Annotated in this window: 23 protein-coding genes; 14 read left to right on the top strand and 9 right to left on the bottom strand. The window is 70.1% G+C overall.

Translation table 11 applies throughout. The features are described 5' to 3' along the window. Window positions 1–39 precede the first annotated feature (39 nt). From trxB to ACIPVB_RS02100, 3 genes are all read right to left on the bottom strand, one after another. Window positions 40–1,026 carry a thioredoxin-disulfide reductase gene (gene trxB, locus ACIPVB_RS02110; protein WP_400366551.1) on the bottom strand — a complete coding sequence of 329 codons (987 nt, stop codon included), beginning with the start codon at window positions 1,024–1,026 and terminating at the stop codon, window positions 40–42. Between the two features lie 73 nt (window positions 1,027–1,099). Further along, the gene (gene murJ / locus ACIPVB_RS02105) at window positions 1,100–2,722 is read right to left on the bottom strand and encodes a murein biosynthesis integral membrane protein MurJ (protein WP_400366549.1); all 1,623 of its coding nucleotides are present in this window, start codon (window positions 2,720–2,722) and stop codon (window positions 1,100–1,102) included. Further along, window positions 2,719–4,944, bottom strand: coding sequence for a DUF6049 family protein (locus ACIPVB_RS02100; RefSeq protein WP_400366547.1), 2,226 nt, complete (start codon window positions 4,942–4,944; stop codon window positions 2,719–2,721). Before ACIPVB_RS02100 ends, murJ begins: the two co-directional genes overlap by 4 nt. Before the next feature lie 106 nt (window positions 4,945–5,050). Here ACIPVB_RS02100 and ACIPVB_RS02095 point away from each other — a divergent pair, with 106 nt between their 5' ends. The 6 genes from ACIPVB_RS02095 to ACIPVB_RS02070 all read left to right on the top strand — a co-directional run bounded on the left by ACIPVB_RS02095 (window position 5,051) and on the right by ACIPVB_RS02070 (window position 12,433). Beyond that, a complete protein-coding gene (locus ACIPVB_RS02095; protein WP_400366545.1) occupies window positions 5,051–6,559 on the top strand; it encodes a methyltransferase in 1,509 nt (502 codons plus the stop codon). A gap of 42 nt (window positions 6,560–6,601) precedes the next feature. After that, window positions 6,602–8,029, top strand: a complete 1,428-nt coding sequence (locus ACIPVB_RS02090; RefSeq protein ID WP_400366543.1) for a CCA tRNA nucleotidyltransferase — start codon at window positions 6,602–6,604, stop codon at window positions 8,027–8,029. 184 nt (window positions 8,030–8,213) lie between these two features. Then, window positions 8,214–9,500 carry a GAF domain-containing protein gene (locus ACIPVB_RS02085; protein WP_400366541.1) on the top strand — a complete coding sequence of 429 codons (1,287 nt, stop codon included), beginning with the start codon at window positions 8,214–8,216 and terminating at the stop codon, window positions 9,498–9,500. Window positions 9,501–9,547: 47 nt separating this feature from the next. Beyond that, window positions 9,548–10,072: a hypothetical protein gene (locus ACIPVB_RS02080; protein ID WP_400366539.1), complete on the top strand. Its 525-nt coding sequence runs from the start codon at window positions 9,548–9,550 to the stop codon at window positions 10,070–10,072. 251 nt (window positions 10,073–10,323) lie between these two features. Further along, window positions 10,324–11,874, top strand: a complete 1,551-nt coding sequence (locus ACIPVB_RS02075; protein WP_400366537.1) for an aldehyde dehydrogenase family protein — start codon at window positions 10,324–10,326, stop codon at window positions 11,872–11,874. Window positions 11,875–12,037: 163 nt separating this feature from the next. Further along, on the top strand, window positions 12,038–12,433 hold the full coding sequence (locus ACIPVB_RS02070; protein ID WP_108318063.1) for a DUF779 domain-containing protein: 396 nt from the start codon (window positions 12,038–12,040) through the stop codon (window positions 12,431–12,433). Window positions 12,434–12,574: 141 nt separating this feature from the next. Here the strand turns inward: ACIPVB_RS02070 and ACIPVB_RS02065 are convergent, their stop codons facing one another. Beyond that, on the bottom strand, window positions 12,575–12,850 hold the full coding sequence (locus ACIPVB_RS02065) for a hypothetical protein (RefSeq protein WP_400366535.1): 276 nt from the start codon (window positions 12,848–12,850) through the stop codon (window positions 12,575–12,577). A gap of 323 nt (window positions 12,851–13,173) precedes the next feature. Next, window positions 13,174–13,800, bottom strand: a complete 627-nt coding sequence (locus tag ACIPVB_RS02060; protein WP_400366533.1) for a hypothetical protein — start codon at window positions 13,798–13,800, stop codon at window positions 13,174–13,176. Window positions 13,801–14,106: 306 nt separating this feature from the next. Here ACIPVB_RS02060 and ACIPVB_RS02055 point away from each other — a divergent pair, with 306 nt between their 5' ends. Then, window positions 14,107–14,433 carry a hypothetical protein gene (locus ACIPVB_RS02055; protein WP_400366531.1) on the top strand — a complete coding sequence of 109 codons (327 nt, stop codon included), beginning with the start codon at window positions 14,107–14,109 and terminating at the stop codon, window positions 14,431–14,433. Here ACIPVB_RS02055 and ACIPVB_RS02050 read toward each other — a convergent pair. After that, entirely contained in the window at window positions 14,399–15,229 is an 831-nt protein-coding gene (locus ACIPVB_RS02050; protein WP_400366530.1) for a class I SAM-dependent methyltransferase, read from the bottom strand. The two genes, ACIPVB_RS02055 and ACIPVB_RS02050, sit on opposite strands and share 35 nt — an antisense overlap. A gap of 103 nt (window positions 15,230–15,332) precedes the next feature. On the opposite strand from ACIPVB_RS02050, the gene ACIPVB_RS02045 reads away from it, so the two are divergent. Continuing rightward, window positions 15,333–16,274: a RimK family alpha-L-glutamate ligase gene (locus ACIPVB_RS02045; protein WP_400366528.1), complete on the top strand. Its 942-nt coding sequence runs from the start codon at window positions 15,333–15,335 to the stop codon at window positions 16,272–16,274. Continuing rightward, window positions 16,267–17,580: an O-acetylhomoserine aminocarboxypropyltransferase/cysteine synthase family protein gene (locus ACIPVB_RS02040; protein WP_400366526.1), complete on the top strand. Its 1,314-nt coding sequence runs from the start codon at window positions 16,267–16,269 to the stop codon at window positions 17,578–17,580. Before ACIPVB_RS02045 ends, ACIPVB_RS02040 begins: the two co-directional genes overlap by 8 nt. Before the next feature lie 268 nt (window positions 17,581–17,848). Here the strand turns inward: ACIPVB_RS02040 and ACIPVB_RS02035 are convergent, their stop codons facing one another. Further along, entirely contained in the window at window positions 17,849–18,910 is a 1,062-nt protein-coding gene (locus ACIPVB_RS02035; protein ID WP_400366524.1) for an LLM class flavin-dependent oxidoreductase, read from the bottom strand. A gap of 124 nt (window positions 18,911–19,034) precedes the next feature. Between ACIPVB_RS02035 and sfnG the strand changes: the two genes are divergently transcribed. From sfnG to ACIPVB_RS02020, 3 genes are all read left to right on the top strand, one after another. Continuing rightward, window positions 19,035–20,168 carry a dimethylsulfone monooxygenase SfnG gene (sfnG, locus tag ACIPVB_RS02030; protein WP_400366522.1) on the top strand — a complete coding sequence of 378 codons (1,134 nt, stop codon included), beginning with the start codon at window positions 19,035–19,037 and terminating at the stop codon, window positions 20,166–20,168. A gap of 79 nt (window positions 20,169–20,247) precedes the next feature. Continuing rightward, window positions 20,248–20,706 carry an LLM class flavin-dependent oxidoreductase gene (locus ACIPVB_RS02025; protein WP_400366520.1) on the top strand — a complete coding sequence of 153 codons (459 nt, stop codon included), beginning with the start codon at window positions 20,248–20,250 and terminating at the stop codon, window positions 20,704–20,706. Further along, on the top strand, window positions 20,655–21,275 hold the full coding sequence (locus ACIPVB_RS02020; protein ID WP_400366518.1) for a hypothetical protein: 621 nt from the start codon (window positions 20,655–20,657) through the stop codon (window positions 21,273–21,275). The genes ACIPVB_RS02025 and ACIPVB_RS02020 overlap by 52 nt, the downstream gene beginning before the upstream one ends. Window positions 21,276–21,280: 5 nt before the next feature. Here the strand turns inward: ACIPVB_RS02020 and ACIPVB_RS02015 are convergent, their stop codons facing one another. Further along, window positions 21,281–22,201 (bottom strand): LysR family transcriptional regulator, encoded by a 921-nt coding sequence (locus ACIPVB_RS02015; RefSeq protein WP_400366516.1) that lies wholly within the window; start codon window positions 22,199–22,201, stop codon window positions 21,281–21,283. A 103-nt stretch (window positions 22,202–22,304) separates the two neighbouring features. Between ACIPVB_RS02015 and ACIPVB_RS02010 the strand changes: the two genes are divergently transcribed. Together ACIPVB_RS02010 and ACIPVB_RS02005 are read left to right on the top strand one after the other, a co-directional pair. After that, window positions 22,305–23,693, top strand: a complete 1,389-nt coding sequence (locus ACIPVB_RS02010; RefSeq protein WP_400366515.1) for an MFS transporter — start codon at window positions 22,305–22,307, stop codon at window positions 23,691–23,693. Then, the gene (locus ACIPVB_RS02005; RefSeq protein WP_400366513.1) at window positions 23,690–24,439 is read left to right on the top strand and encodes a 3-hydroxybutyrate dehydrogenase; all 750 of its coding nucleotides are present in this window, start codon (window positions 23,690–23,692) and stop codon (window positions 24,437–24,439) included. Before ACIPVB_RS02010 ends, ACIPVB_RS02005 begins: the two co-directional genes overlap by 4 nt. 93 nt (window positions 24,440–24,532) lie before the next feature. On the opposite strand, the gene ACIPVB_RS02000 is transcribed toward ACIPVB_RS02005, so the two are convergent. Beyond that, window positions 24,533–25,663 carry a hypothetical protein gene (locus ACIPVB_RS02000; RefSeq protein WP_400366511.1) on the bottom strand — a complete coding sequence of 377 codons (1,131 nt, stop codon included), beginning with the start codon at window positions 25,661–25,663 and terminating at the stop codon, window positions 24,533–24,535. Between the last annotated feature and the right edge of the window lie 35 nt (window positions 25,664–25,698).

Here is a 25,698-nt window from a genome sequence, read left to right as displayed (position 1 = left end):
CGTCTTATGTGAAAACGCCGCTCGGGGCGAGTTTGTTCCTCAGACCACGGCCGCGTCGGGAAGACCCTCGATGGGGCTCTCCGCCACGGCGGGCTCACCGGCCTCGCCGCGGGCGGCGAGGAAGTGCTCGACGTCGAGTGCCGCGACCGTTCCACTACCGGCAGCCGTGATCGCCTGACGGTAGGTGGGGTCGATGACGTCGCCCGCGGCGAAGACACCCTCGACCGACGTGCGGGAGGAACGACCGTCTACCCAGATGGTGCCCTGGTCGGTGAGCTGCAGCTTGTCGTGCACCAGGTGCGTGCGCGGGTCGTTGCCGATCGCGACGAACAAGCCGTCGAGCGCGAGCTCGCGGAGGGAGCCGTCGACGGTGGAGCGCAGCCGCACGCCGTTGACCGCGTCGTCGCCGAGGATCTCGTCGACGGCGGTGTTCCAGACGAACTCGATCTTGGGGTTCGCGAACGCGCGCTCCTGCATGATCTTCGACGCGCGCAGCGAGTCCTTGCGGTGGATGACGTACACCTTCGAGGCGAACTTCGTGAGGAAGTTGGCCTCTTCCATCGCCGAGTCGCCGCCGCCGACGACCGCGATCGTGCGATCGCGGAAGAAGAACCCGTCGCACGTCGCGCACCACGACACGCCGCGGCCCGACAGCCGATCTTCGCCCTCGAGGCCGAGCTTGCGGTACGCCGAGCCGGTGGCGTAGATGACGCTCACGCCCTCTTCGACCTTGCCGCTGCCCAACGTGATCTTCTTGACCGGGCCGTCGAGCTCGAGCGATACGACGTCGTCGTACAGGACCTCGGCGCCGAAGCGCTCGGCCTGGGCCTGCATCTTGGCCATGAGGTCGGGACCCTGGATGCCGTCCGGGAAACCGGGGAAGTTCTCGACCTCGGTCGTGTTCATGAGGTCGCCACCGGCCTCGACGCTGCTCGCGACCACGAGGGGTGCGAGGTTGGCGCGGGCGGCGTAGATGGCGGCCGTGTAGCCGGCGGGGCCGGATCCGATGATGATGACGTGACGCACGGTAGCGCGTTCCCTTCGTTGATTCCGCCGGTTGAAACCCATGCTAGCCCCGGGGTATTCCAGGGCGCCGGGGCTAGCGCTTGGGGAGGAAGCGTCGCCCGAGAGCGAGCGCGGGAGCCAGTTCCGGCGTGCGGAACAGGGCCAGGATGCCGAGGTACACGGCGAGGACGACGGTTCCCACCAGGGCGGCGCCCAGCGCGCCCCAGATCTTGTCGGAGGCGAGCCACCCCGTCGTCCCCCCGCAGAGGAGGACCACGCCCCAGCCCGCAGCGGCGGCGGGGACGGCGGCGACGACGAAACGCAGGAGCTGCGGCATCCAATCGCCGATGCCGATGCCCCCGAGGCGACGGTCGAGGATGATCGTGGCGATCACGACCTGCACGATGCTCGAGAAGGACTGCCCCAGGGCCACGGCCGCCGCCAGCTGCGTGATCGGGATGACCCCCGCGGACGCCGCCGCGCCGGCCGCGAGGGCGGTCACGGCCACGAGAACTCCCTGGACGAGCGTGAAGAAGAACGGCGTGCGGGTGTCGTTGTAGGCGTAGAAGGTGCGCTGGATGACGAAGAGCACCGCGAGCGGCAGCAGGCAGACCAGGAAGCACAGCAGCAGCGGCGCGGCTGCGAGGGCCTCGCCGGGACTGTTCGTGAAGACGCGGGTCGCGGGGACAGCGGCGATCGCGAGGGCGGCGGTGGCGGCGACGATGAAGAGACCGAGAACCCGGATGCTCCGCACGATGTCGGCCTTGACCTCGGCGTGGCGTTCTGCGGCCGCGTGCTCGCTCAGCTGCGTGAAGTACGGCGTCCCGATCGACAGCACGATGATCGAGTACGGCAGCATGAACACCAGCCACGCGTTCTGCGACGCGATGATCGCGGGCCCGGTGCCCGAAGCACCCGAGAGCACGCGGGTCTGAACGATGCCGGCGAGCTGCCCGACGATCACCATGAGGAACGTCCACCCGGCGAGGCGACCGATGTGGCGCAGACCGACCCCGCGCCAGTGGAAGTCCGGACGCAGCTGCAGGCCGGCTCGGCGCCAGAAGATCAGCAGGACGATGGTCTGCAGGACGATACCGCCCGTGGCGACCCCGCCGAGCATGCCGATCATCGTCGGCGTCCACTGCACGACGTCGGGGCTGGGGCCGCCGAAGATCAGCAGGAACGCGCCGAAGCCGACGATCGACACGACGTTGTTGACGATGGGTGCCCAGGTGTACGGACCGAACACCTTGCGCGCGTTGAGGATCTCGCCGAGCAGCGCGTACAGACCGTAGAAGAACACTTGCGGAAGGCACCAGTAGGCGAAGGCCGTGGCGAGGGCGATCTGGTCGGGCTCCACCTTGGCGGGGTCGATGTAGACCGTCACGATGAACGGCGCCGCGATCATGGCCAGCGCGGTGGCGGCCAGCAGGATGACGGTGCCGAGGGTGAACAGCTTCGACACGAACGCCCGGCCGCCGTCGGCGTGCGCCGCGGCCTTGACGATCTGCGGAACGATCACCGCCGTGAGCACGCCGGTGGAGATGACCGTGTAGATGTTGTTCGGCAGCTGATTGGCCAGGCCGAACGCGTCGCCCGCCGCCGTCCCCACGGACCCGACGATGGCGACGAGCACGATCGTGCGGAGGAGTCCGCTCACGCGCGAGACGATGGTTCCGGCTCCGATGAGCACGCTCGCCCGTCCGATACTGCTCACGGGCGGCTCTCCTGCGGGGTTTCGGTGTCGATGGGGGTGTCGACGTCGTCGGGGTCGGCGTCGGCCCGGCCGTCGGCGTGCTGGTCCTTCAGCCCGATGCCGTCGGTGGGGGTGTCGGCATCCGGGTCCGGATCGGACGCCTCGTCGCTGCGGGTCTTGCGGCGACGGGCGACGGTGCGCACGACGCCGAGGGTCAGGAACCCCACGATCAGGGCGATGATGACGACCAGGCCGATGTTCTCCCACTCGGCGCGCACCTCGACGTCGACGGCCTGCGGGGAACCGATGACGACGCCGGTGGGGCTGAGCAGCTGGAGGTCGACATTGACCTCGCCGTTGGCGATGCGGGCCTCGACGGGGACTTCCATGCGCGTGTTCGCGGACGCCTGCGCCTCGACGGTGGTGCGCTCCTGCACCCGCAGTCGGGCGTCGTTCGTGCGCACGGCGAGCACGACGGTCACCGGCCAGGGCAGGTCGTTGCGCACCCAGGGGCGCAGCGGAGCACTCGAGCTCACGAGCCGGAAGTCGGAGGACAGGATGCCGACGGAGTCCAGGGTCGTCTGCGTGGAGGCGCGGTGGTCGGCGACCGCCTGGCGGGCGGCATCCCCCGTCCACGACACGCTCAGGACCTGCAGGACCTCGGCGCGCTCGCGACCGGTGAGCAGCTCGGGCCGGTCGAGGATCGAGGCGAAGCGGTCGATGACCTGTTCGTCCGAGAGCAGGTCGCGCACCTCACCCACGCGGGCGTCGTCGACGACGGGTGTCGCCAGCGACACCTCGGATGCCGGCTGGGCGGCCACGTCGCCCAGGGTGGTCGACGAGAATCCGGGGGCGGTGCCGAGCAGCCCGAGCGTCGCGCGCAGGCTGATGCGCGAGCGGTCGGTACCGCGGTCGACCACCGCGAGGACGGGCTGCGCACCCGCGGCGATCCGCGCGAAGGCGAGGTAGCCCTGTGCCGCGGCGAGCGAGGCTCCGCGGCGGGTGGTGTCGTTCTGACCGGCGGCGTCGGCGAGGGCGCGCGACACCTCGGCGTCGTACACCGGGGTCGACACTCCCCCGACGTTCGCCGCCGCCTGCCGACTGCCGCCGGTGACCGAGGTGGATGCCACGAGCACGTGCGCGGGATCATCGGCGGTGCCGAGGGTTCCGAGGCCGGCCACGGTGTCGGCGCCGGCGCTCGAGGTGGCGGGCCAGAACACGTTGGGCGTGGCCGTGCCGATGTCGAGGAGGGTGGCCAGCGACGGATACGCGGGCTGACCCGGGGTCGCCGAGGCCGAGGGATCGGGTGTGGACACCGCCGAGACGGCCGGAGCCGGCTGGGCGAAGTCGGCCGCCGACATGTAGTTCTGCAGCGAGGTGGGCGCGAGCGGCGCGGTCAGACCCGCCCGCAGCTGCGCGGCGATGTCGGCGTCGCCGAACTGCAGGGCGAAACGGTCGTTCGGCAGGGCGAGCAGGCGCTGGAGCCATGCGACGGCCGTCGGCGGGGCCGCCGAGCCCAGCACGCGGATCGCGGCGGGGATGGCGGGGTCGACGGCCAGAGTGGCGCTCGTGCCGTCGACGGAGTCGAGCTGGGCCGACAGGGCCCCGTCGACCGCGGTGAGTTCGGCCAGCTCGTTCGCCGAGAGCAGCCCCCGCGTCAGGGGGCCCGCGGTGACGGGCACGATGACGGCGACGGGCGTCTGGGGCGCGGCCTCGGAGGGGACGACGACCACGCTCGGCGCGCTGAGGCCCGCGCCGCTGACGAGCACCGGATACACCCCGGGAGCCCGGTTCGCGAGGGCGGGATCGGTGGCGGGCACCGAGAGGGTGGTGGTGCTCTGGGCTCCGGAGGCGGTGGCATCCACCGTTCCCGTGCCGACCTGCTGCAGCGTCACCCCGGTCGCGTCCCCGCTCAGCCAACGCTCGAGCGCGGCGTCGTCGGCGAGTCCGGCGGAACCGATCGCCAGGCCGAGCGGAAGGGCGGGGCCGGCGGCCGAGCCGGCGGTGACCGTCACGACGACCGACAGCGTGTCGCCGGGCCGCAGCACACCGTTCGCGGCGGGGGCCGCCGACAGGACCGCCGGCGAGGTCGACGCCGAGGGGGACGGGCTGGGCGTCGTGGTGGCCGAGGCGCTGGCGGGCAGGGAGACCCCGAGAGCGAGGGCCCCCGCGACCAGGGTCGCCAGCAGCCGGCGCGTGAGGGAGCGCCGCGGCACGGGTGAGCCCGAAGGCGGGGAGGTCACGGTCATACGATCGTCGGTGGGGCGAGGGGGCCTCGCACCGCCACGAGTCTAGGCCCGGCTTGCTTCGAGGCCCCCGATAGCCTCGCGCAGACGGTTGAATGGACCGGTGCTCCCCGAACCCGATCCCCAGCTGTGCCAGGCGCTCGCCGCCGACCTGCGTTCCGCCGGCTACTCCGCTGCCGCCCTGCGCGACGCCTGGGGCGCCCAGGCGGACGACGCCCTGGCGCGCGGTCTGCGCGGTCCGGCCGCGGGGGCGCTGTCCGGGCGCGATGACGCGCTGGCCGTCCTCGGACGCCTCTGGGGACTCGGGATGCCGGTCCCCCGCGTCGCCGTCGAGGCGGCGCTGCCGACCCTCGGCATCGCGGGCGCGGTCGGGCTGGGGCTGGCCACCGCCGATCACGAAGTCGTTCCGGCGGTACTCGTTCGTCCTCAGGCGTTCGGCGACGACGAGGGCGATGTGCAGTGGTGGATCGCGAGCGACCTCGACGAGGCGGCCCTGGAGGGTCCACTGCCGGAGGACCACGTGCTCGGCGTCGGGGGTGCCTCGCAGACCCTGGCGCGCCTGCAGCTCACCCGGCGCGGCGGGACCGCCCTCGACCTGGGGACGGGGTGCGGCATCCAGGCCCTGCGCCTGCGACGACTCGTCGATCGGGTCGTCGCCACCGATATCTCGGAGCGCGCTCTGCGGTTCACGCGTCTGAACGCCCTGCTGAACGGCGTCGAGGGCATCGAGACCCGGCACGGCTCGCTGTTCGAGCCCGTGGGGGGAGAGACGTTCGACCGCGTGGCATCGAATCCTCCGTTCGTGATCACCCCGCGCGTGCACGGGGTGCCGGCGTACGAGTATCGCGACGGCGGCATGGAGGGCGACGCTCTGGTGGCCGCCGTCATCGAGGGCGTCGGGACCCACCTGGCGCCCGGCGGCGTCGCGCAATCGCTCGGCAACTGGGAGTACCACGGTGAGGAGTCGGGGCTGGACCGCGTCCGCGGCTGGGTCGGCCCCTCGCTGGACGCGTGGGTGATCGAGCGCGAGGTGCTCGACCCCCTCGCCTACGCCGAGTTGTGGGTGCGCGACGGCGGGACGGTGCCGGGGACCCCGGCGTACGCGCGGCTCATCGAGGCGTGGCTCGACGATTTCGCGCGCCGCGGCGTGACCGGGGTCGGTTTCGGGTACGTCCTGCTGCGCCGTCCCCTGGCCGGAGCACCGACCCTCGCGCGTTACGAGCGCGTCACGGGAGGCGGCGAGGGCGGCTTCGGTCCGCACCTCGCCGCCTGCCTGGCCGCGCACGATCGCGCCGCGCTGCTCGACGACGCCGACCTCGCCGACAGCGTGCTGCGCGTCGCCCCGGACGTCACCGAGGCGCGCCATCACCGCCCCGGCGAGGGGGATCCCTCGGTGATCGAGCTGCGTCAGGGCGGCGGCTTCGCGCGCACGCTCGAGGTCGATCCGGCCCTGGCCGCGCTCGTGGGAGCCTGCGACGGTGATCTGCCGGTGGGGACCCTGGTCGACGCGATCGCGCAATTGATGGAGGTGGATGCCGCTCACCTGCGGGCCGACCTGCTCCCCCGTGTGCGCGAGCTGCTCGTGACGGGCTTCGTCGCTTTCGAGGACTGAGCCCCGCCGGGCGCTGTCGGCGCCCTTGGTTAGGCTCGACGCATGCTGAACATGGCCGAGGGTCTCGCGCGCCTCGATGAGCTCGCCGCGCACCCCGTCGTCGACGTCGTCGCCCGGGCCTTCTCGGCCGCCGGCCGCGACCTGGCGATCGTGGGCGGCCCCGTGCGCGACGCGCTGCTGGGGCGCACCACCCACGACTTCGACTTCACCACCGACGCCCGACCCGACGAGATTCTGGCCCTGATCAAGCCCGTCTCGTCGGTGCAGTGGGACGTCGGCCGCGCCTTCGGGACGATCGGCGCGCGGGTGAAGGGCGAGCAGGTCGAGATCACCACGTTCCGCGCCGATAGCTACGACGGAGTCACCCGCAAGCCGACCGTCGAGTTCGGCGACACCCTCGAGGCCGACCTGAGCCGCCGCGACTTCACCGTCAACGCGATGGCGTTGCGTGTTCCCGTTCGCACTCTCGTCGATCCGACGGGCGGCGTCGAAGACCTCGTCGCCGGGCGCCTGCGCACGCCGATCGATCCCGCCGTCAGCTTCGGCGACGACCCGCTGCGCATGCTCCGTGCCGCGCGTTTCTCGTCGCAGCTGGACTTCGCCGTCGACGCGTCCACCCTCGACGCGATCGCCGAGCTGCGGGCGTCGCTGTCGATCGTGAGTCCGGAGCGCGTGCAGGCCGAGCTCGTGCGCCTGTTGCAGACCGACGACCCGGTCCGCGGCATCCGTGTGCTGGTCGAGACCGGGCTCATCGAGGAGTTCCTGCCCGAGATCCCCGCGCTCAAGCTCGAGGTCGACGAGCACCACCACCACAAGGACGTCTACGAGCACTCCCTCACCGTGCTGCGTCAGGCGATCGCGCTCGAGAAGACCCGGCATCCGGATGCCGCGCCCGACGTGCCGCTGCGGCTCGCGGCTCTGCTGCACGACATCGGCAAGCCCGCCACGAGGCGCCTCGAGGCCGGCGGGGGCGTGACCTTCCACCATCACGACATCAAGGGAGCGCGGATGGCGCGAAAGCGCCTGCAGGCCCTGCGCTTCGACGCCGCGACCACGACCGTGGTGTCGCGTCTGGTCGAATTGCACCTGCGCTTCTTCGGCTACGCCGAGGGGGCATGGACGGATGCCGCAGTGCGCCGCTACGTGCGCGACGCCGGCGACGAGCTGGAACGCCTGCACATCCTCACCCGTGCCGATGTGACCACGCGCAACAAGCGCAAGGCGCAGCGCCTGGCATCCGCATACGACGACATCGAGGCGCGGATCGCGACGCTCCGCGAGCAGGAGGAGATGGACGCGATCCGCCCCGACCTCGACGGCAACCGGATCCAGGAGATCCTGGGGCTGAAGCCGGGGCGCGAGGTGGGCGAGGCCTATCGCTTCCTTCTCGAGCTGCGCCTCGACGAGGGCGTGCTCGGAGCAGAAGAGGCAGAGAAGCGGTTGCGGAAGTGGTGGGCGGAGCGGGGCTGAGTCCGCTCCGCGTCGCGCCCGAGCCGGAATGCCCGGCGCGCCGAAGGGCGGTGAATCCGGATCTCCGAGATCGAGCGATCCGGCTCCGACTCCCCGATCCGCTTCGAGCGCGTGAGGCCCTCCCCCCCACGCCGTCGTCCGACCTACACTGGTCGCACCTGCCGTCACCGCCGATGGGAGTCCCGTGCCCTCCGCCTGGTCGCGTCCCGCGATATCGCCCGAAACATCGGGACTGCTCATCGCGCGCGCGCACGACGAACTGCTCGCGGGCAACGAGGATCGTCGCCTCGCCGACGTGCGTCCGCTCGTGCAGGACTCGTGGCGGAGGTCGCTGGCATCCCTGGTCGGACCCGAGGGGTTGCCGACGCTCGAGTTCGCGAGCGATGAGCTCGAGGCCTACCGCCGAGGGCATCCGCTCGCCGGCGTCATGGACATGGTGCGCGCGCTGCTGCTGCCCGGGACGGCTGAGGAATCCGGCGTCGTGGTCGCCGTCGGCGATGCCGCGGGACGACTGCTGTGGGTCGAGGGCGACCGGCACATCCGCTCGCTCACCGGCGACATGGGGTTCGTCGCGGGGGCGAACTGGGCGGAGGATGCCGTGGGCACCTCGGCACCCGGAACAGCGCTGACCCTGGACCGGTCGGTGCAGATCCGCGGCGCCGAGCACTTCAACCGACTCGTCCAACCGTGGTCGTGCACCGCCGCACCCGTGCACGATCCCGAGACGCGGCGTCTCCTGGGCGTCATCGACGTCACCGGAGGACCCGAGGCCGTCACCCCGCAGGCGCAATTGCTCGTGGATGCCACGGCCCGTGCGATCGAGAGCCAACTGCTCGTCGCGCGGCTGCGCGCGCAGCAGACCCCTCCCCCACGACGGGCGGCGCCCTCGCGCGCCCTGCTGCAGATCCTCGGCCGGGATCGGGCGATGCTGGAGGTCGGGGGCGCGGTGCTCGAGCTCAGCGCGCGGCACGCCGAGATCCTGCTGCTGCTCGCCGTGCACCGCGAGGGTCTGTCGGCCGAGGCTTTGAGCGAGGCGGTCTACGCGCACGCGGCCGTCGAGACGCTGCGGCCCGAGATGGTGCGCCTGCGTCGGGTGCTCGCCCCCGTCGCGCCGCGCCTGGTGCCGGAGTCGCGGCCGTACCGCCTGCCGGACGGGCTCGAGACCGACGCGCAGCACGTGCTGTCGCTGCTGGACCGGGGAGCGCACCGCGTGGCGCTGGCGGCCTACACCGGCCCCGTCCTGCCCGAGTCCGAGGCGCCCGGGGTCGTCGAGGTGCGCGAGTCGGTGCGTTCGGCCCTGCGCGAGGCGCTCGTCGCCGAGGCGGGGATCGACGTGCTGCTGACCTACGCCGACTCCGTCGACGGCCGCGACGACGTCGAGGTGCTGCGCCTGTGCCTGTCGATGCTGCCCGCGCGCTCGCCGAAGCGCGCGGGGCTGGTCGCTCGGATCGAGCGGCTGGAGCGCGACTGACCCGGTCGGCCGACGCCGATGTCGGAGCCCCTCGTTACAGTGAACATATGGACGAAAAAGCGCTCGACATCTTCTCGGCAGCCCGCGCCCGTCGCGACGTGGGGCGCATCCGCGAGGCGCTCGCCGAGGTCACAGCGGGCGACGTCGCCCGCGTGATCGTCCGTTCCCCGCGGTACGGCTTGTACGCGCTCGAGGGCACCGTGCGTATCGGGGTCGGCGGTCAGCCCCTCGTCGGCGACGTCATCCTGGCGACGAGCTCCGAGATCCAGCGCATCGACCTCGGTATCGAGGCCCCACGGGCGGCCCTCGGGGCCGACGTCGTCGACCCCTCGACGCTCCCCCACGGCACCCCGGTGCGCGTGACCTTCCTCACCCCCACGCATCAGACCTTCGCCCTGACCGGCCCGATCACCGCCGGCAACGATCGCTTCCTGCTCGTCGGCAGCTGGATCGTCGCCGATGACCGCACGATCGCGCCCCGCGTGCAGAGCATCGAGCGACTCGACGACGTCGACCTGCACGAGGTCAACGTGCCACCGCTGCGGTCGGTGCTGGCCGACGCAGACGCGTAAGCGCGCTCGCTGAACGGATGCCGCGGCCCGGGGTCGTGGCATCCGTCGTTCCCCGACGGAATCGAGGCGTTCGTCCCCGACGGGGCTGAGGCGTCGCTCCCTCACGGGTCGAGGCGTTCGCCGTTGCCTCACGGCGGGCGGACGCAGCGCTCCGCGGCTCCGCAACCCGATGCAACCTCCCCCGGCGTAGCGTCGGCGCCATCGCCGCCCGGAGCCGTCGCGGCGACTCATGACCGTCGAAGGAGACACGCATGACCATCGTCGAAGAAGGCGTCTCGAGCGTCTACGCCGCCCCGGGAACCCGCGGAGCCGTCGCCGAGTACCGTTCGCGGTACGGGCACTACATCGGCGGCGAATGGGTCGAACCGCACAGCGGCGAGTACTTCGAGAACATCACCCCCGTCACCGGCAAACCCTTCTGCGAGATCGCGCGCGGCGACGCGCACGACATCGACAGGGCGGTGGATGCCGCGTGGAAGGCGTTCGCGAGCTGGAAGAAGACCACGCCGGCCGAGCGCAGCGTCATCCTGAACAAGATCGCCGACCGCATCGAAGAGAACCTCGAGAAGATCGCCGTCGCCGAGACCTGGGAGAACGGCAAGCCCGTCCGCGAGACCCTCGCGGCCGACATCCCCCTGACCGTGGACCACTTCCGCTACTTCGCGGGCGTGCTGCGGGCGCAGGAGGGCTCGCTCAGCCAGCTCGACGAGAACACCGTCGCGTACCACTTCAATGAGCCGCTCGGTGTGGTGGGCCAGATCATCCCGTGGAACTTCCCCATCCTCATGGCGGCCTGGAAGCTGGCGCCGGCGCTGGCGGCGGGCAACTGCGTGGTGATCAAGCCGGCCGAGCAGACTCCGGCATCCCTGCTGTTCCTGTTCGACATCATCGGCGACCTGCTCCCCGCGGGCGTCGTGAACATCGTCAACGGCTTCGGCATTGAGGCCGGTGCGCCGCTCGCCCAGCACAAGCGGATCCGCAAGATCGCCTTCACCGGCGAGACCACGACCGGGCGCCTGATCATGCAGTACGCCTCGCAGAACCTCATCCCGGTGACGCTCGAACTCGGCGGCAAGAGCCCCAACGTCTTCTTCGAGGACGTGGCGCGGACGACCGACGACGCCTACTACGACAAGGCGCTCGAGGGCTTCACGATGTTCGCCCTCAACCAGGGCGAGGTCTGCACGTGTCCGTCGCGGTCGCTCATCCAGCGTTCCATCTATGACCAGTTCCTCGGCGACGGCCTCGAGCGCGTGAACAAGGTGCGTCAGGGCAACCCGCTCGACCCCGAGACGATGATCGGCGCGCAGGCCTCGAACGACCAGCTCGAGAAGATCCTGTCGTACATCGACATCGGCACGCAGGGTGGGGCGAAGCTGCTCACGGGCGGGGAGCGCGTCGATCTGGGCGGCGACCTGTCGGGCGGCTACTACGTCGCGCCGACGGTGTTCGAGGGCACGAACGACATGCGGATCTTCCAGGAGGAGATCTTCGGTCCCGTCCTGTCGGTCACGTCTTTCGACGACTTCGACGATGCCATCTCGATCGCGAACGACACCCTCTACGGCCTCGGTGCCGGCGTGTGGGCCCGCAGCGGAGACACGGCGTACCGGGCGGGCCGTGCGATCGAAGCCGGTCGCGTCTGGACGAACACCTATCACCAGTACCCGGCGCACGCCGCGTTCGGCGGGTACAAGCAGTCGGGCATCGGTCGTGAGAACCACCTCAAGATGCTCGATCACTACCAGCAGACGAAGAACCTGCTCGTGTCGTACGCCGAAGGCGCGATGGGCTTCTTCTGATCGGCGGTGCCGGGGCCGCGGCGGGTGGCCCCGGTCCTCGTGACCCCCGGGCTCCGGCTCGGGGGTCACACCCTTTCCGCCGAGGTGGGGACTCGTCCCACGAATGGCGGGTCGGAGAGTCTTCGAACGACAGTTTTAGGACACGAACCGAAAGGAGTGGGACATGACGACCCAGCTCTCCCGCGTCGATGTGACGGATGCCGCGGCTGCGCTGCTGCGCGATCTCACCGCGAAGCACGGCCCGCTGATGTTCCACCAGTCGGGCGGCTGCTGCGACGGCAGCTCGCCCATGTGTTACCCCGTGGGGATGTTCCTCACCGGCCCCAGCGACGTGCGCCTCGGCGCCATCGACGTGGGGTTGGACGACCCCATCGAGGTCTACATGTCGGAGTCGCAGTTCGAGTATTGGAAGTTCACACACCTGACGATCGACGTGGTGCCGGGGCGCGGGGCGGGCTTCTCGGTCGAGGGGCCGACGGGAATGCGTTTTCTCATCCGGTCGAGGATGTTGACGGAGGAGGAGGCGGAGGCGTTCGGTCTGGGTGTTCGTTCCGAATGACGAGCCAAGCCCGAGGGGGTCGTGTGAACTCATCCTGACGACGCCTTCCCCGCGCACGTCACGGCGACCTGGCGGGCGGACATCTCCCTCGGAGGTCCGAGGGGTGCGCCTCGGGGTCTGCCCGAGACGCACCCCTGTGATTCACGTGTCTCCGGCGGCGCGTCGGGATCTTCTCCGCCGCCGGCTGTCCCGCAACACCGCCGTCACGGAAAAGCCCATGACGACGAGCGACGGCGCGAGGGTCGCGTCGGGGGCAAGAGCAGCGAAGATCAAGCCGCTGAGCAAGACGGCTCCCGCCGACCCCCATAGCGCCGAAGGACTGCCTGACTCATGACCCAGCCCTGCTCCTATCCCCACCAGGCAGGCGATCGAGGTGACGACGACGGGGACTCGGAGGAACTCGAGGATGTCGTCCATGGCTCAGCAATATGTGTGGGAGATCGCGCCTGGCAATGGGGCGACAACGATGTGCAGGCACCCCTTGGGTCGAAGGTTATTTGCGGTTGCGGCCTGCACCTGCAAATAACCCGCCCACGTCCCGCAGGCGTATGTGAGGCGCTGGTTTTTCGCGAGCGAAGCGCAGAACGCTGAGGCCGCAGCGTAGTCCTTGATGCGCGCCGTCTCCGACCGACTCAGCGTGAGACCCCAAGCGGCATTGCGCCAGCCCCACGTCGGGTCAGCGACGATCGGGTAGACCGTGTCCGCCGCGGGACTGACGATCTGAACAAGTCGATCCCCCCTCACTTCGTAGCGAGTGGGCACGGGCCCCCGGTCGCGTCCGTTGCCCAGGCTGCGGCGACGGGAACGAATGCGCCCTCGTGTCCGTCCTGGACGAAGCCGGCGTTGCCGGAAGAGTCAATTACTGCGCGAAACCCCTCCATGCCGAACGCAGCCTCGTGAGTGGCATTCCGATCCGGAATGATCGTCTGCACCCGAGTATCGCCGGATTCGAGGGTCTGGACAGCGACGCTCGCGTCGCTTCCGCTCGGGTAGACGACGGTTCCGTCTGCCGCGGCCTCTGCACCGGTGAGGTCGAGTCCGTCCGGTAGAGCGATGTTGGCCGAGATCTCGCGGCCGGCGATGTCGGTCGTCACCTGGATCGGCTGCGTGGGGTCCACGGGGATTGAGGCCGTGGCATTCGGTGTGGATGTTTCGAAGCCACTGTCCGTCGCGCTTGCATCGACGGGATCTGAACCGTCGGGTGCCACGATTGCGACAAGCGCTGCGACGGCGGAGGGGTCGGTCGTGTCGACGTTACCTTCCGCTGAGGCGGGCGTTGCCGAGAGAGCAAGAACGCAGCACGCGACGGTGGCGATACTCATCTCCGACACAAGCGCAGCCCGGCGGTGCGCGGTGAAAGTTCTCATCGGGTACACCTTTCTGCGACCTCGTCGTAGGCAGATGAAGTGACTGACATGGGTCCCGCTTGGTTGTCAGAAGGCCGCGGAAGCACCCTACAAAAGAGCGCATGTTTACATGATTAATCGCTGAAAGCCTCACTATCAGCAGTCCGAGCCGGCCAAACGGGGGACGAGGAGAATTCGCCCGGAAGGTGATTCCGCACGCGGCAGCACTTGATCGTCTTCCTCATCACCCGCGTTCGGGAGCGTCACCCTTTCAGTGGTACCTCACGTTGTCCGGCGTGCTATCTCGTCGCGTTCATACTGTCCCCCGTGAGAAGGCCGCTTCGGGATGCCGCGTGTCACGCGACTGTTCTGCTCAGCGGGTTCGTCGTCGGCGTTTGCCTGCTCGCGATAGCGCTGATGGCACTCGCCGCCATCGCCTTCACGGGCGCGGTGACGACCGGCATCCCGTTCGTCGTGATGTTCACCGGCGAACGGGACGCCGGTGGCTCCCCGGCGGTCGTCATCGACGGGTCCTTCGCCTCGGCGATGGTTCTCGTCCTGATATTCGCCGTCGGATGGTGGGCTGTTGCACGGGCGGTGGGCGACCGAAGGAGCCGCGTCAGGCCGGCTTCGACGCCCGCAGCGTGTAGCTGAGGGGAATCACCGACGGCTGCTGCGTCAGCGCGAACTCGCCGTCCGCTCGCTCCGTCATGCGGCCCGGGAGCGCCTCCCACGGAACGCTGTCGTGTTCGACCAGGGCGTCGATGCGCAGACCCCGGGCGAGCAGGGCCGTGACGATCTCGCCGAGGCCGTGGTTCCACTCGTAGGTCTTGGTCGCGGTCAGCGGCGCGGACACCTCGACGTACGTGCTGTCGTCATCCCACGCGAGAGGCGCCGTCTGCTCGAAGTAGGGGAAGGCCAGCGTCAGGCCGGGCTGCTCCTCGTCCATCGACCACAGCACCGGGTGACATTCGCGCAGGTGAAGGGTGCCCCCGGGGGCGAGCAGGTCGTTCACCACCCCGGCCCAGTCGTCGATGGACGGCAGCCAGCAGAGGGCGCCGATGCCGGTGTACACGAGGTCGAAGCTCTCTCGCGGGAGGACGGTGGCGGCATCCCGCACATCGGACTGCACGAACGCGGCCTCGACTCCCGCCTCGGCGGCGAGTCGCCGCGCCTCGGCGACGGCGTTCTCGGAGAAATCCAATCCCGTCACGTGCGCGCCCAGGCGCGCGAGCGACAGGGTGTCGGTGCCGATGTGGCACTGGAGGTGCACGGTACGCCGCCCGGCGATGTCGCCCAGCAGCGGCAGGTCGAAGCGCACCACGTCCGACAGCGCCTCGCGATCGTCCACGTATCGCTGGACGCCGTACCCCGACCCGTCGCGCGCGGCGTGCAGCGTCGCGCGCTCGTCCCAGTTGGCGCGGTTGGCGTCGATGAAGTCCGAAGTCATGGCATCCCCCTTGCGATGACAAGAGCCTATGGATGCCGTGAGCCGGTGTCGCCGCGTGACGACCGGCGAGCCGGATGTCGGCGGCTCGGGTTAGCCTGGCGACATGTCGGGCAAGGTCTATGTCATTCACGAGAACCCCCAGTGGATCCCGCCGTTCGCGGCGGCTTTCGAGGCCGAGGGGGTGGCGTTCGAGGAGTGGCTGCTCACCGACGGCTCGATCGACCTGGCCGTCGAGCCGCCCGAGGGCGTGTTCTGGTCGCGCCTGAGCGCCTCGGCGCACACCCGCGATCACGCCCACAGCAAAGAATTCGGTCGCGCCGTGCTGCGCTGGCTCGCCTCGTGGGGGCGCACCGTCATCAACGGTGCGGACGTGCTGGAGCTCGAGGTCAGCAAGGTCGCGCAGCACGCCGCCCTGCGGCACGCGGGCATCGACGTGCCGCGTACCGTCGCCGTGTTCGGCACCGAGGAGCTCGCAGCCAAGGCCGAGGAGTTCGGCGCGCCGTTCATCAGCAAGCACAACCAGGGCGGCAAGGGACTGGGCGTGCGCCGCTGGGACAGCGTCGACGAGTTCGCGACCTGGGTCGCGGGACCCGACTTCGAGCCCTCCCCCGACGGCATCACCCTGCTGCAGGAGCTTCTCGTCGCGAAGACGCCGTTCGTCACGCGCGCGGAGTTCGTCGGCGGCGAGTTCGTCTACGCGGTGCGCGTCGACACGAGCGCCGGCAGCTTCGAGCTGTGCCCGGCCGAGGCCTGCGCGGTGCCCGGCGCAGACGGCGTGGAGCCCGAGCCGCTGTTCCGTCGGCGCGACGACGTCGATCCCGGCCTGATCGACCGCTACCTGGCGTTCCTCGCGGCCGAGGGCGTCGGCATCGCGGGCATCGAGTTCATCGAAACGCGCGACGGCCGCACCGTCACCTACGACGTCAACACGAACACCAACTACAACCCCGACGTCGAGGCGACCGCGCCCCGCTCGGGACCGCGCGAGATCGCGCGGTGGCTCGGCTCACTGCTGCCGCGCGAAGTGGCGGGTGTGCGTGGCTGAGCCCTCCGCGCCGCACAGCGAGTGGGCGGGGTTCGGTTTCGCCACCCGACAGGTGCACGCCGGCGAAGAAGAGGATCTGACGCACGGCTCCCGCATCACCCCAGTGCACCTGTCGGCCGCCTATCGCTTCGCCTCGTTCCAGGAGGCGACCGATCGCTTCTCCGCCGCCGACCTCGGTCACCTCTACTCCCGCAACGCCAACCCCACGAACCAGGTGGCCGAGCGGCGCTTGGCCTCGCTCGAGGGCGGCTCCGGGGCGCTGGTGGTCGGATCGGGCCAGGCCGCGATCACCATGGCGCTGCTGGGACTCGCGGGCAGCGGAGAGCACCTCGTCTCGACCGCCAGCATCTACAGCGGCACCCGGGTGCTGTTCGACCGCACGTTCGCCCGTATGGGCGTGCATGTCGAATACGTGTGGGACCCCACCGACGACGCGGAATGGGACGCCCTCATCCGGCCCGAGACCAAGGCGATCTTCACCGAGACCCTGCCCAACCCCAAGAACGACGTCGTCGACATCGACGCCGTCGCGCGGGTGGCGCAGCGCCACGGCATCCCCCTGGTCGTCGACAACACCATCGCCACGCCCTTCCTGATCCGTCCCCTCGAGCACGGGGCCGACATCGTGGTGCACTCGGCGACCAAGTTCCTCTCGGGGCACGGCGCCAACCTGGCAGGGGCGGTCGTCGACGGCGGGCGGTTCGACTGGGCGGGATCGACGCGTTCGTACCCGGCCATCACCGACACCCCGGTCGCCACCCACCCGTCGTACCTCGACGCGTTCGGTCCCCGCGCGTTCGAGTTGTCGCTGCGGTTCGGGATCGCCAATGACACGGGTCCCGCACTCTCACCGCTCAACGGCTTCCTGCTGCAGCAGGGCATGGAGACGCTGTCGGTGCGCATGCGGCAGCACCTCGCGAGTGCGCGGACCATCGCCGAATGGCTCGCGCAGCACGACGCCGTCGAAAGCGTCGACTACGCGGGCCTGCCCTCGCATCCGCAGCACCAGATCGCCCTGCGCGACTACGACGGGTTGTCGGGGTCGGTCTTCTCGTTCACGGTCCACGGTGGCCGGGCCGGGGCCGAGCGCTTCTTCGACGCACTGCGCCTGTTCAGCCGCATGACCAACATCGGCGACACGCGCTCGATGGCCCTGCACCCCGCGACCACCACGCACCTCGGATTCACGCAAGAGACGCGCGACCGCCTCGGCATCACCGACGGCCTCATCCGCCTGTCGATCGGGCTCGAGGATGCCGACGACCTCATCGCCGATCTCGACCAGGCGCTCCGCGCGGCGCGCTGACCCGCCGCGCTCGGGTGAAGGCCCGGCGCGCTCGACGCTGAGCCACGGGGCTCGGGCCAGCACCCGGCACTCTGACCCACCGGGCCTCGGGTCTGTGCCCGCCGTGCGCTGACCCGAGCGCTCCCGGGGGCGTACGGCATCCTCCGTCCTGTCGAGTGTCCAAGACACTCCGGACCTGTCGGGAAACAACGGTGTGTCTTGGACACTCGACGGGCACCGGCGGGGCGGGGCGGGGGCGGGGGCACCGGCGGCGCGGCCGACCGCCGCGTCAGGCGTCGCGGAGCGCCTCGAGGCGCCGCACGCGCGGGATCACGTCGGCGGCGAAGCGCTGCAGCTCGGTGAGGTGCGGCGAGAACTGCAGCAGCAGCGTCGACACTCCCACGTTCGCGAACGCCACGATGCGTTCCGCGACCTGATCGGGGGTTCCGACGAGGTTCGGGCGCAGGCCCCGGTTCGAGACCGAGTACTCCTTGAGGTCGATCTGAGTGTCGAGCTTCGACTTGCTCACGAAGTCTTGGTAGGAGCCGTAGGCCGCTCCCCCGCGCACATCGCTGATGCGGTCGATCTCGGCCTGCGCCTCTTCTTCGGTGTCGCGGACGATGCCGTAGGCGGCCATGCCGAAGGCCTCGAACGGCGTCGCGCCGGCCTCGGCGCGGCGTCGGCGCATATCGGCGACCTTCGTCTCGAGCTCCTCGAGCGTGCCCCCGTGCGTGAGGTAGGCATCGGCGAAGCGCGTGATCGCGGTGCGACCCGCCTCGCTCTCACCACCCGCGTACAGGCGCGGCCGCACGCGGGGCTTCGGCTCGAGGTAGGTGCCCTCGGTGCGGTAGTACTCGCCCTCGTAGGCGAACGGCGTCTCGGACCACAGACCGCGCAGCACCTCCACCCACTCGATCGTGCGGGCGTACCGGTCGTCGTGCGCGCTGAACAGGCCGTCGTACTGCTTCGCCTCTTCGGCCCACCAGGCCGAGACGACGTTGAGCGTGAACCGGCCGCCGCTGATCTCGTCGATGGTCGCGGCCTGCTTCGCCGTGTGGAACGGGTTGTGGAACCCCGGTCGAACGGCCGCGAGCAATTCGAGCTTCGATGTCACCGCGGCCAGTCCCGCCGTCACGGCCCAGGCGTCGAGCGACGGCGCGTCGACCCCCTTGATGTCGTTGAGGTTGAGCTCGGGAATGAGGGTCAGGTCGAACCCGCCCTCCTCCGCGGCCCGGGCGATCTCGGCGACGTGCGCGAACGATACGGGGGTCTGCTCGTCGTCGACGTTGCGCAGCCAGCCGCCGAAGATCGGGGTCCAGTAACCGAAACGCACGCGCTGGGGTGAGGTCATGGTTCCATCCTCACCCGGCTCGAGAGGCGCAGCGTCACGCGGCGAAACGCTCCGTCATATGTCGTTGACGCCACGCCACCCCGGTGCGACGGTATCGGGGTTCCGATCTCGCCAGGAGGACCCCATGACCGACACCACCCCCACCCACGAGCCGCTGAAGTTCGCCTACTGGGTGCCGAACGTGAGCGGTGGGCTCGTCATCAGCTCGATCGAGCAGCGCACCGATTGGGGTTACGACTACAACGTCGAGCTCGCCCGCACCGCCGAGCGGGTGGGCTTCGAATACGCCCTCAGCCAGGTCCGCTACGCCTCCAGCTACGGCGCCGCCCAGCAGCACGAGTCCACGTCGATCAGCCTCGCGCTGCTGCTGGCCACCGAGAAGCTCAAGGTCATCTCGGCCATCCACCCCGGAATCTGGCATCCTGCGGTCCTGGCGAAGTTCATCAACACGGCCGATCAGTTCTCGCACGGGCGGGCGGCGGTCAACGTCGTCAGCGGTTGGTTCAAGGACGAGTACACCGACCTGGGGCTGGAATGGCTCGAGCACGACGAGCGGTACGAGCGCGCCGCCGAGTTCATCCAGATCCTGCGGGGCCTGTGGACCGAAGAGAAGTTCTCGTTCCACGGCACGCACTACGACATCACCGACTTCACCCTGCGCCCGTTCCCGTACGAGGTGCCCGGGCGCGCCCACCCCGAGATCTTCCAGGGCGGCAATTCCACGGCAGCCCGTTTCAACGGGGGAGCGTTCTCGGATTGGTATTTCTCGAACGGAAAGGACTTCGACGGCTTCACCGAGCAATACGACGACGTCACGCGCATCGCCGCCGAGCACGGCCGGCGCACGCGTTTCGGTCTGAACGGGTTCGTCATCCAGCGTGACAGCCGCGCCGAGGCCGAGGCGCAGCTGCGCGAGATCATCGCTCACGCCGATGGCGGCGCCGTCGAGGGCTTTCGCAAGAGTGTGCAGGAGGCCGGAAATGCGACGGCCGACAAGAAGGGGATGTGGGCCGACTCCTCGTTCGACGACCTCGTGCAGTACAACGACGGGTTCCGTACGCAGTTGTTCGGCGACGCCCAGCAGATCGCCGAGCGCATCATCGAGTACAAGAAGCGGGGTGTGGACCTGTTCCTGCTGGGCTTCCTGCACTTCCAGGAGGAGCTGGAGCGTTTCGGTGAGACCGTGATCCCGATCGCGCGCGAGCTCGAGGCCGACCTGGAACGCACGGGAGACCCGATCGAGGTCGCGGTGCGTTGACCACGGCCGCGACCCCGCGAATCCGTCCTAGCCTGGAGGGAGACATTCCACGGCGGGCATAGAACGGAAAGGACCCGGCATGAGCGGCGCACGACTCGGCTTCTTCACCAGACTGCTGGATGCCGGCACCGACGGTGAGCAGTATCGCGCGGCCCTCGCGCAGGTCCGCGCCGCCGAGGAGCACGGGTTCGCGTCCGCGTGGGTGGCTCAGCACCATTTCGATCGCGACGAGGGCGGATTGCCCTCCCCCTTCCCGTTCCTGGCCGCGGCTGCGGTGCAGACCGAGCGGATCGCGCTCGGCACCGGAATCGTGACCCTGCCGATCGACGACCCGGTGCGGGTGTCGGAGGACGCCGCGTTCGTCGACGCCCTCAGCGGCGGCCGCGTGCAGCTGGGGATCGGCACGGGCGGAACCCCGCATCCTTCGCCGCGTTCGAGCGCTCGTCGGACGACCGTCGCGATCTGCAGGCCGCCCACGTCGCGGTGGTGCGCGACGCGTTCGCGGGGCGCGGCATCCGTCGCACCGATCTGCGCCTGAACCCCGCGGCGCCCCACCTGGGCGATCGACTGTGGCAGGCGACGTTCTCGGTCGACGGTGGCCGTCGTGCCGGGGCGGCCGGAGACGGCCTGTTGCTCTCTCGCACCCAACCGCGGGATCCGGGGCAGGCGCTGCACGAGGTGCAGGTGCCGATCGTCGAGGCCTACCTCGCGTCCCTTCCCGACGGGGTTCCGCCACGGATCCTCGCCTCCCGCACGGCGGTGGTGGTGGATGCCGGTCGACTCGACGAGGCGTGGCGGGGCGCCGAGGACGGTGTGCGGCGCCTGACACGTACATTCCTCAAGCGGAATGCAGACGGCGACCTGCGCGGTCTCGCCCGTCAGACCGATACGCACCTCGGAACAGTCGATCAGGTCATCGCCTCACTGGCTGCGGACGAGACCCTCGCACGGGCCACGGACGTGGCGTTCCAGGTGCACTCCGTCGACCCCGCGCACGAGATCACACTGCGTTCGATCGAGCTTCTCGCGGCCGAGGTCGCTCCCGCACTGGGGCTGCGCACGGGTGCGGAGGCGGCTGAAGAGCTACGGGCCCTCGGGACCGTCTGAGCCCCTCACCCCACCCCGTCGAGCATGGCCTGCGAGCGCGCGGTCTGCTCGCGCAGCGCTTCGGCGAGGGCGACGACGGCGGGGATCCGCATCGCGTCGGCCCGTACGACCATCCAGTAGGGCAATCGTTCGGTGACGAGCTCGGGCAGCAGACGTACGAGGTCGTCGTGCCGGTCGGCGGCGAAACACGGCAGCATGCCGATCCCCGCTCCCGCACGCGTGGCCTCGACCTGCACGAGGACGTTGGTCGAGGTCACCCCGTCGCGCATCTGCGGCACGACGCGGCGCGGGAGGTCGAGCGCCTCCACCTGCAGCATCGCGTCGACGAAGTAGACCAGGCGGTGCCGCTGCAGTTCGTCCATATCGCGCGGAACGCCGTGGGTGTCGAGGTACGACCGCGAGGCGTACATCCCGAGGGTGTACGAGCCGAGCTCGACGGTCGTCCCCCGTGACGTCTGCGGCTGCCCGACGACCACCTCGAGGTCAAGACCCGGGCGGTGCAGGGCCGCGCGGCGCTGCGCGGCGACGATCTCGACGGTGAGCTCGGGATGCCGTTGCCGCAACCGCGCGATCGCGGGAGCCGCGATGAAGGCACTGAAACCGTCGGTCGCCGACATCCGCACGACGCCGGCGACCGGGTCGGGCTCCTCTCCCCCGGCGGCCAACTGCGAGAGGGCGGCCTCGATGCGCCCGGCGGTCTCGCTCGCGTGGCGACCGAGCGCGGTCAGCTCCCATCCGCGACCGGACTGCGCGACGACACGGCCGCCGAGTGCGTCCTCGAGGGCCGAGATGCGGCGCGCCACGGTGGTGTGGTCGACCCCGCGCACCTGCGCGGCGGCGGAATAGGTGCCCGTGCGGGCGACGGCCAGCAGCATCAGCAGATCGTCGGCGCGAACCGAACCCGAGCGAAGGGAGGCGGCATCCATTGTGCAATTCTGCACACCGCGGCGGCGTAAGTGGGCATTGTCGCCTTTACAGCAGACGTTCAGACTGGGGCGCGGATGTCACCGTCGACACCGAAGGAGCAACATGGATTCCCCCACCACCGCGTCGCACACCGCAGACGCCTCCGGCTCGAACCGGATCCGCCGGGTCGTCGCCGCATCGATGGCCGGCACGGTCGTCGAATGGTACGAGTTCTTCCTCTACGCCACCGCCGCGAGCCTCGTCTTCGGCACGTTCTTCTTCCCCTCGTCGGGGTCGCCCCTCGACGGCATCATCGCCGCCTTCGTCACCTACGCCGTCGGTTTCGTCGCCCGTCCGCTCGGCGGCATCGTGTTCGGCCAGATCGGTGACCGCTTCGGTCGCAAGCCGACGCTGCAGGCGACGATCATCATCGTCGGCGTCGCGACCTTCCTCATGGGCTGCTTGCCGGGCTTCGCGAGCGTCGGCTACTGGGCCCCCGCGATGCTCGTCGCGCTGCGCTTCATCCAGGGCTTCGCCGTGGGCGGGGAGTGGGGGGGAGCGGTGCTGCTCGTCGCCGAGCAGAGCCCCGACCGCCGCCGTGCGTTCTGGTCGAGCTGGCCGCAGGCGGCCGTGCCCGTGGGCAACCTGCTCGCCACCCTGGTGCTGTTGATCACGTCGTTCGTGCTGAGCCCCGCCGCGTTCCTCGACTGGGGCTGGCGTATCGCGTTCTGGCTGTCGGCCGTGATCGTCCTCGTCGGCTTCTGGATCCGTCGGCACGTCGAAGAGGCCCCGATCTTCCTCGAGGCCAAGGCGCAGGTCGAGAAGGAGAAGGCGACTTCGTTCGGTGTCGTCGAAGTGCTGCGGCGCTACCCCAAGGGCGTCCTGCAGGCGATGGGCGTGCGTTTCGCCGAGAACATCGTCTACTACATCGTGGTCAGCTTCTCGATCGTGTACCTCAAGGTCGTGCACGGCTACGACACCAGCCAGTTGCTGCTCGCATTGCTCATCGCCCACATCGTGCATTTCGCCGTCATCCCCCCGCTCGGCCGTCTGGCCGACCGCGTGGGCCGCCGGCCCGTCTATCTGGCGGGGGCGATCCTCAGCGCCACCTGGGCGTTCTTCGCCTTCCCGATGTTCGACACGCTCAACCCGGTGATGATCGTGCTCGCCGTCACCGTGGGACTCGTCTTCCACGCCGGCATGTACGCCCCGCAGCCCGCCGTCATGGCCGAGTTGTTCCCGACCCGTATGCGCTACTCGGGCGTCTCGCTGGGCGCGCAGGTCACGGCGATCCTGGCCGGATCCCTCGCGCCGATCCTCGCGACGCAGTGGCTCCGCGACTTCGGCTCCTGGCTGCCGATCGCCGTGTACATCGTCGTGGCGTGCATCGTCACCTCGATCGCCGTGCTGTCGTTGAAGGAAACGCGGAGCATCTCGCTGCGCGACATCGACGCCGCCGATGCGGCACGCACCGCCGACCGCGCGACCGTCGGCGCGAAGGGGACTCGATGAGTATCGATCTCACCGGCCGCCGCGCCCTCGTCACGGGGGGCGCGAGCGGTATCGGCGAGGCCGTCGCCCGCTCGTTCGCGGCGGCCGGGGCCACGGTCACGGTCGCCGACGTGAACGGCGAGGCGGCGGACCGCGTCGCGGGAGAGATCGGGGGAGCGGCCTGGGCGGTCGACCTCTCCGACACGCTCGCGTTGCGGGAGCTGACGCTCGACGTCGACGTCCTCGTCAACAACGCCGGCATCCAGCACGTCAGCCCGATCGAAAACTTCGACCCCGAGCGTTTCTCGTTCATGCTGCGGCTGATGCTGGAGGCACCGTTCCTGCTCATCCGCGCGGCGCTGCCGGGCATGTACGAGCGCGGCTTCGGGCGGATCCTGAACGTCTCGAGCGTCCACGGCATCCGCGCCTCGGCCTACAAATCCGCGTACGTCACGGCGAAGCACGGCTTGGAGGGCCTGTCCAAGACCACGGCCCTCGAGGGTGGCCCGCACGGGGTCACGAGCGTGTGCATCGACCCCGGGTACGTGCGCTCGCCGCTGGTCGAGAAGCAGCTCGCCGATCAGGCGCGGGCCCACGGCATCCCCGAATCCGAGGTGCTCCACAACGTCTTGCTGCAGGATGCCGCGATCAAGCGACTCGTGGAGCCCGCCGAGGTCGCTTCGTTGGCGCTGTGGCTCGCCGGACCGGATGCCGCGATGGTGACCGGGACGAGCTACGTGATGGACGGCGGCTGGTCGGCCCACTGACCGGGGGTCGGTCCGGTCGGCGCGCCATGATGTGACGCGGATCGCTGTCGCCTCGCGACGAGACGGTGCCGCGCCGTTCGCGGCGTCGGCGGCTCACGAGCTGAGCAGGTCGAACACGATCGTCAACAGCCACCATCCGCCGATCGCGACGGCGATCAGCACGGTCACCCACGAGAAGCTGCGGCGGAGCCTGCGCCCGGGCACCGCGACGCCGGCCGGTGGGGGAGTGAGCAGCGGAACCGCCCCCGGGGAGTCGGATGCCGCCGTCCCCGGCAGACCGGATGCCGCCGCCCCGGCCGTGGGAGCCACGGTCAGGCGCTCGTCGCGCCACCGCGCCCACTGCGCGAGCTTGTCGTCGAGGGCCGCCACCGTCGACATGATCCATCGCCACGTCGCGGGGTCGAGCGTCGACAGATCCCGACGCGCGTAGAGGAACAGCCAGTCGTCGATGATCTCGACGTCGAGCTGGGCGGCGTTGTCGATGAAGCGGGCCATGACGTCGGGTGTGAACAGGTACAGCGCGTCACGCTCGTACCCCTCGGGGCAATAGAGGGCGAAGTGCCGGTCGAAGTCGCCCTCGAGGCTCAGCCGCTGCCCCCGCCCGAAGGCGACGGGCAGATTGGTTCCGCCGAACAGTCCGTTGTTGCCGACGGCATCCAGCACGATGTGCGGAAGAGGCGTGTCGAGGCGGAGCGCCGCATACCCCCAGCGGTGCGTCTGCTTGCTCTTGCCCGACCCGGTCTCGTAGGTGTAGTTGGCCACCTCGACGAACCGTGGCTCCTCTCGCCGCACCGGGTCGTGCGTGCCGCGGTCGTTTCCGATGCCGAAGATCATGCCGGGCAGCGGGGGGTTTCTGTACCCCGGATGCCACGTCATGCCGTTGGCCCGCGCGAACCGGTCGAGCCGGAAGCGGCGGACGGCCGCGCCCCCGAAGCCGCGGATGATCGCCACGGCGACCACCACGACGATCGCGGCGATCACGAGGAGGGGGAGGGCGACGACGGCGACGCCGCCGCTGCCGGAGAAGATCGAGACGATCAGTGAGAAGAGGATGGGCACGACGACGATCGCGAACGCCACCCCGATGACCGCCAGGACGACGATCGAGAGTGTGCGGCCCCGCAGCGCGCCGCGCTCACGGAGCGCGGCGGTGAACGCCGTGACCGCCCCCTTGTCGACCGGTTCGGTCAGCGGTGCCGTGTCGAGCTGTGCCGATGTCGTCATGAGTCGCCTCCCCGCCTTCGACCGTAGCGGGGCCC

Origin of the sequence: Microbacterium sp. NPDC090007 (assembly GCF_044748345.1) — a bacterium.
Classification (GTDB): Bacteria; Actinomycetota; Actinomycetes; order Actinomycetales; family Microbacteriaceae; genus Microbacterium.
Note: the sequence above shows the minus strand (reverse complement) of the source record. Positions and strands in the feature narration are given on the sequence as shown.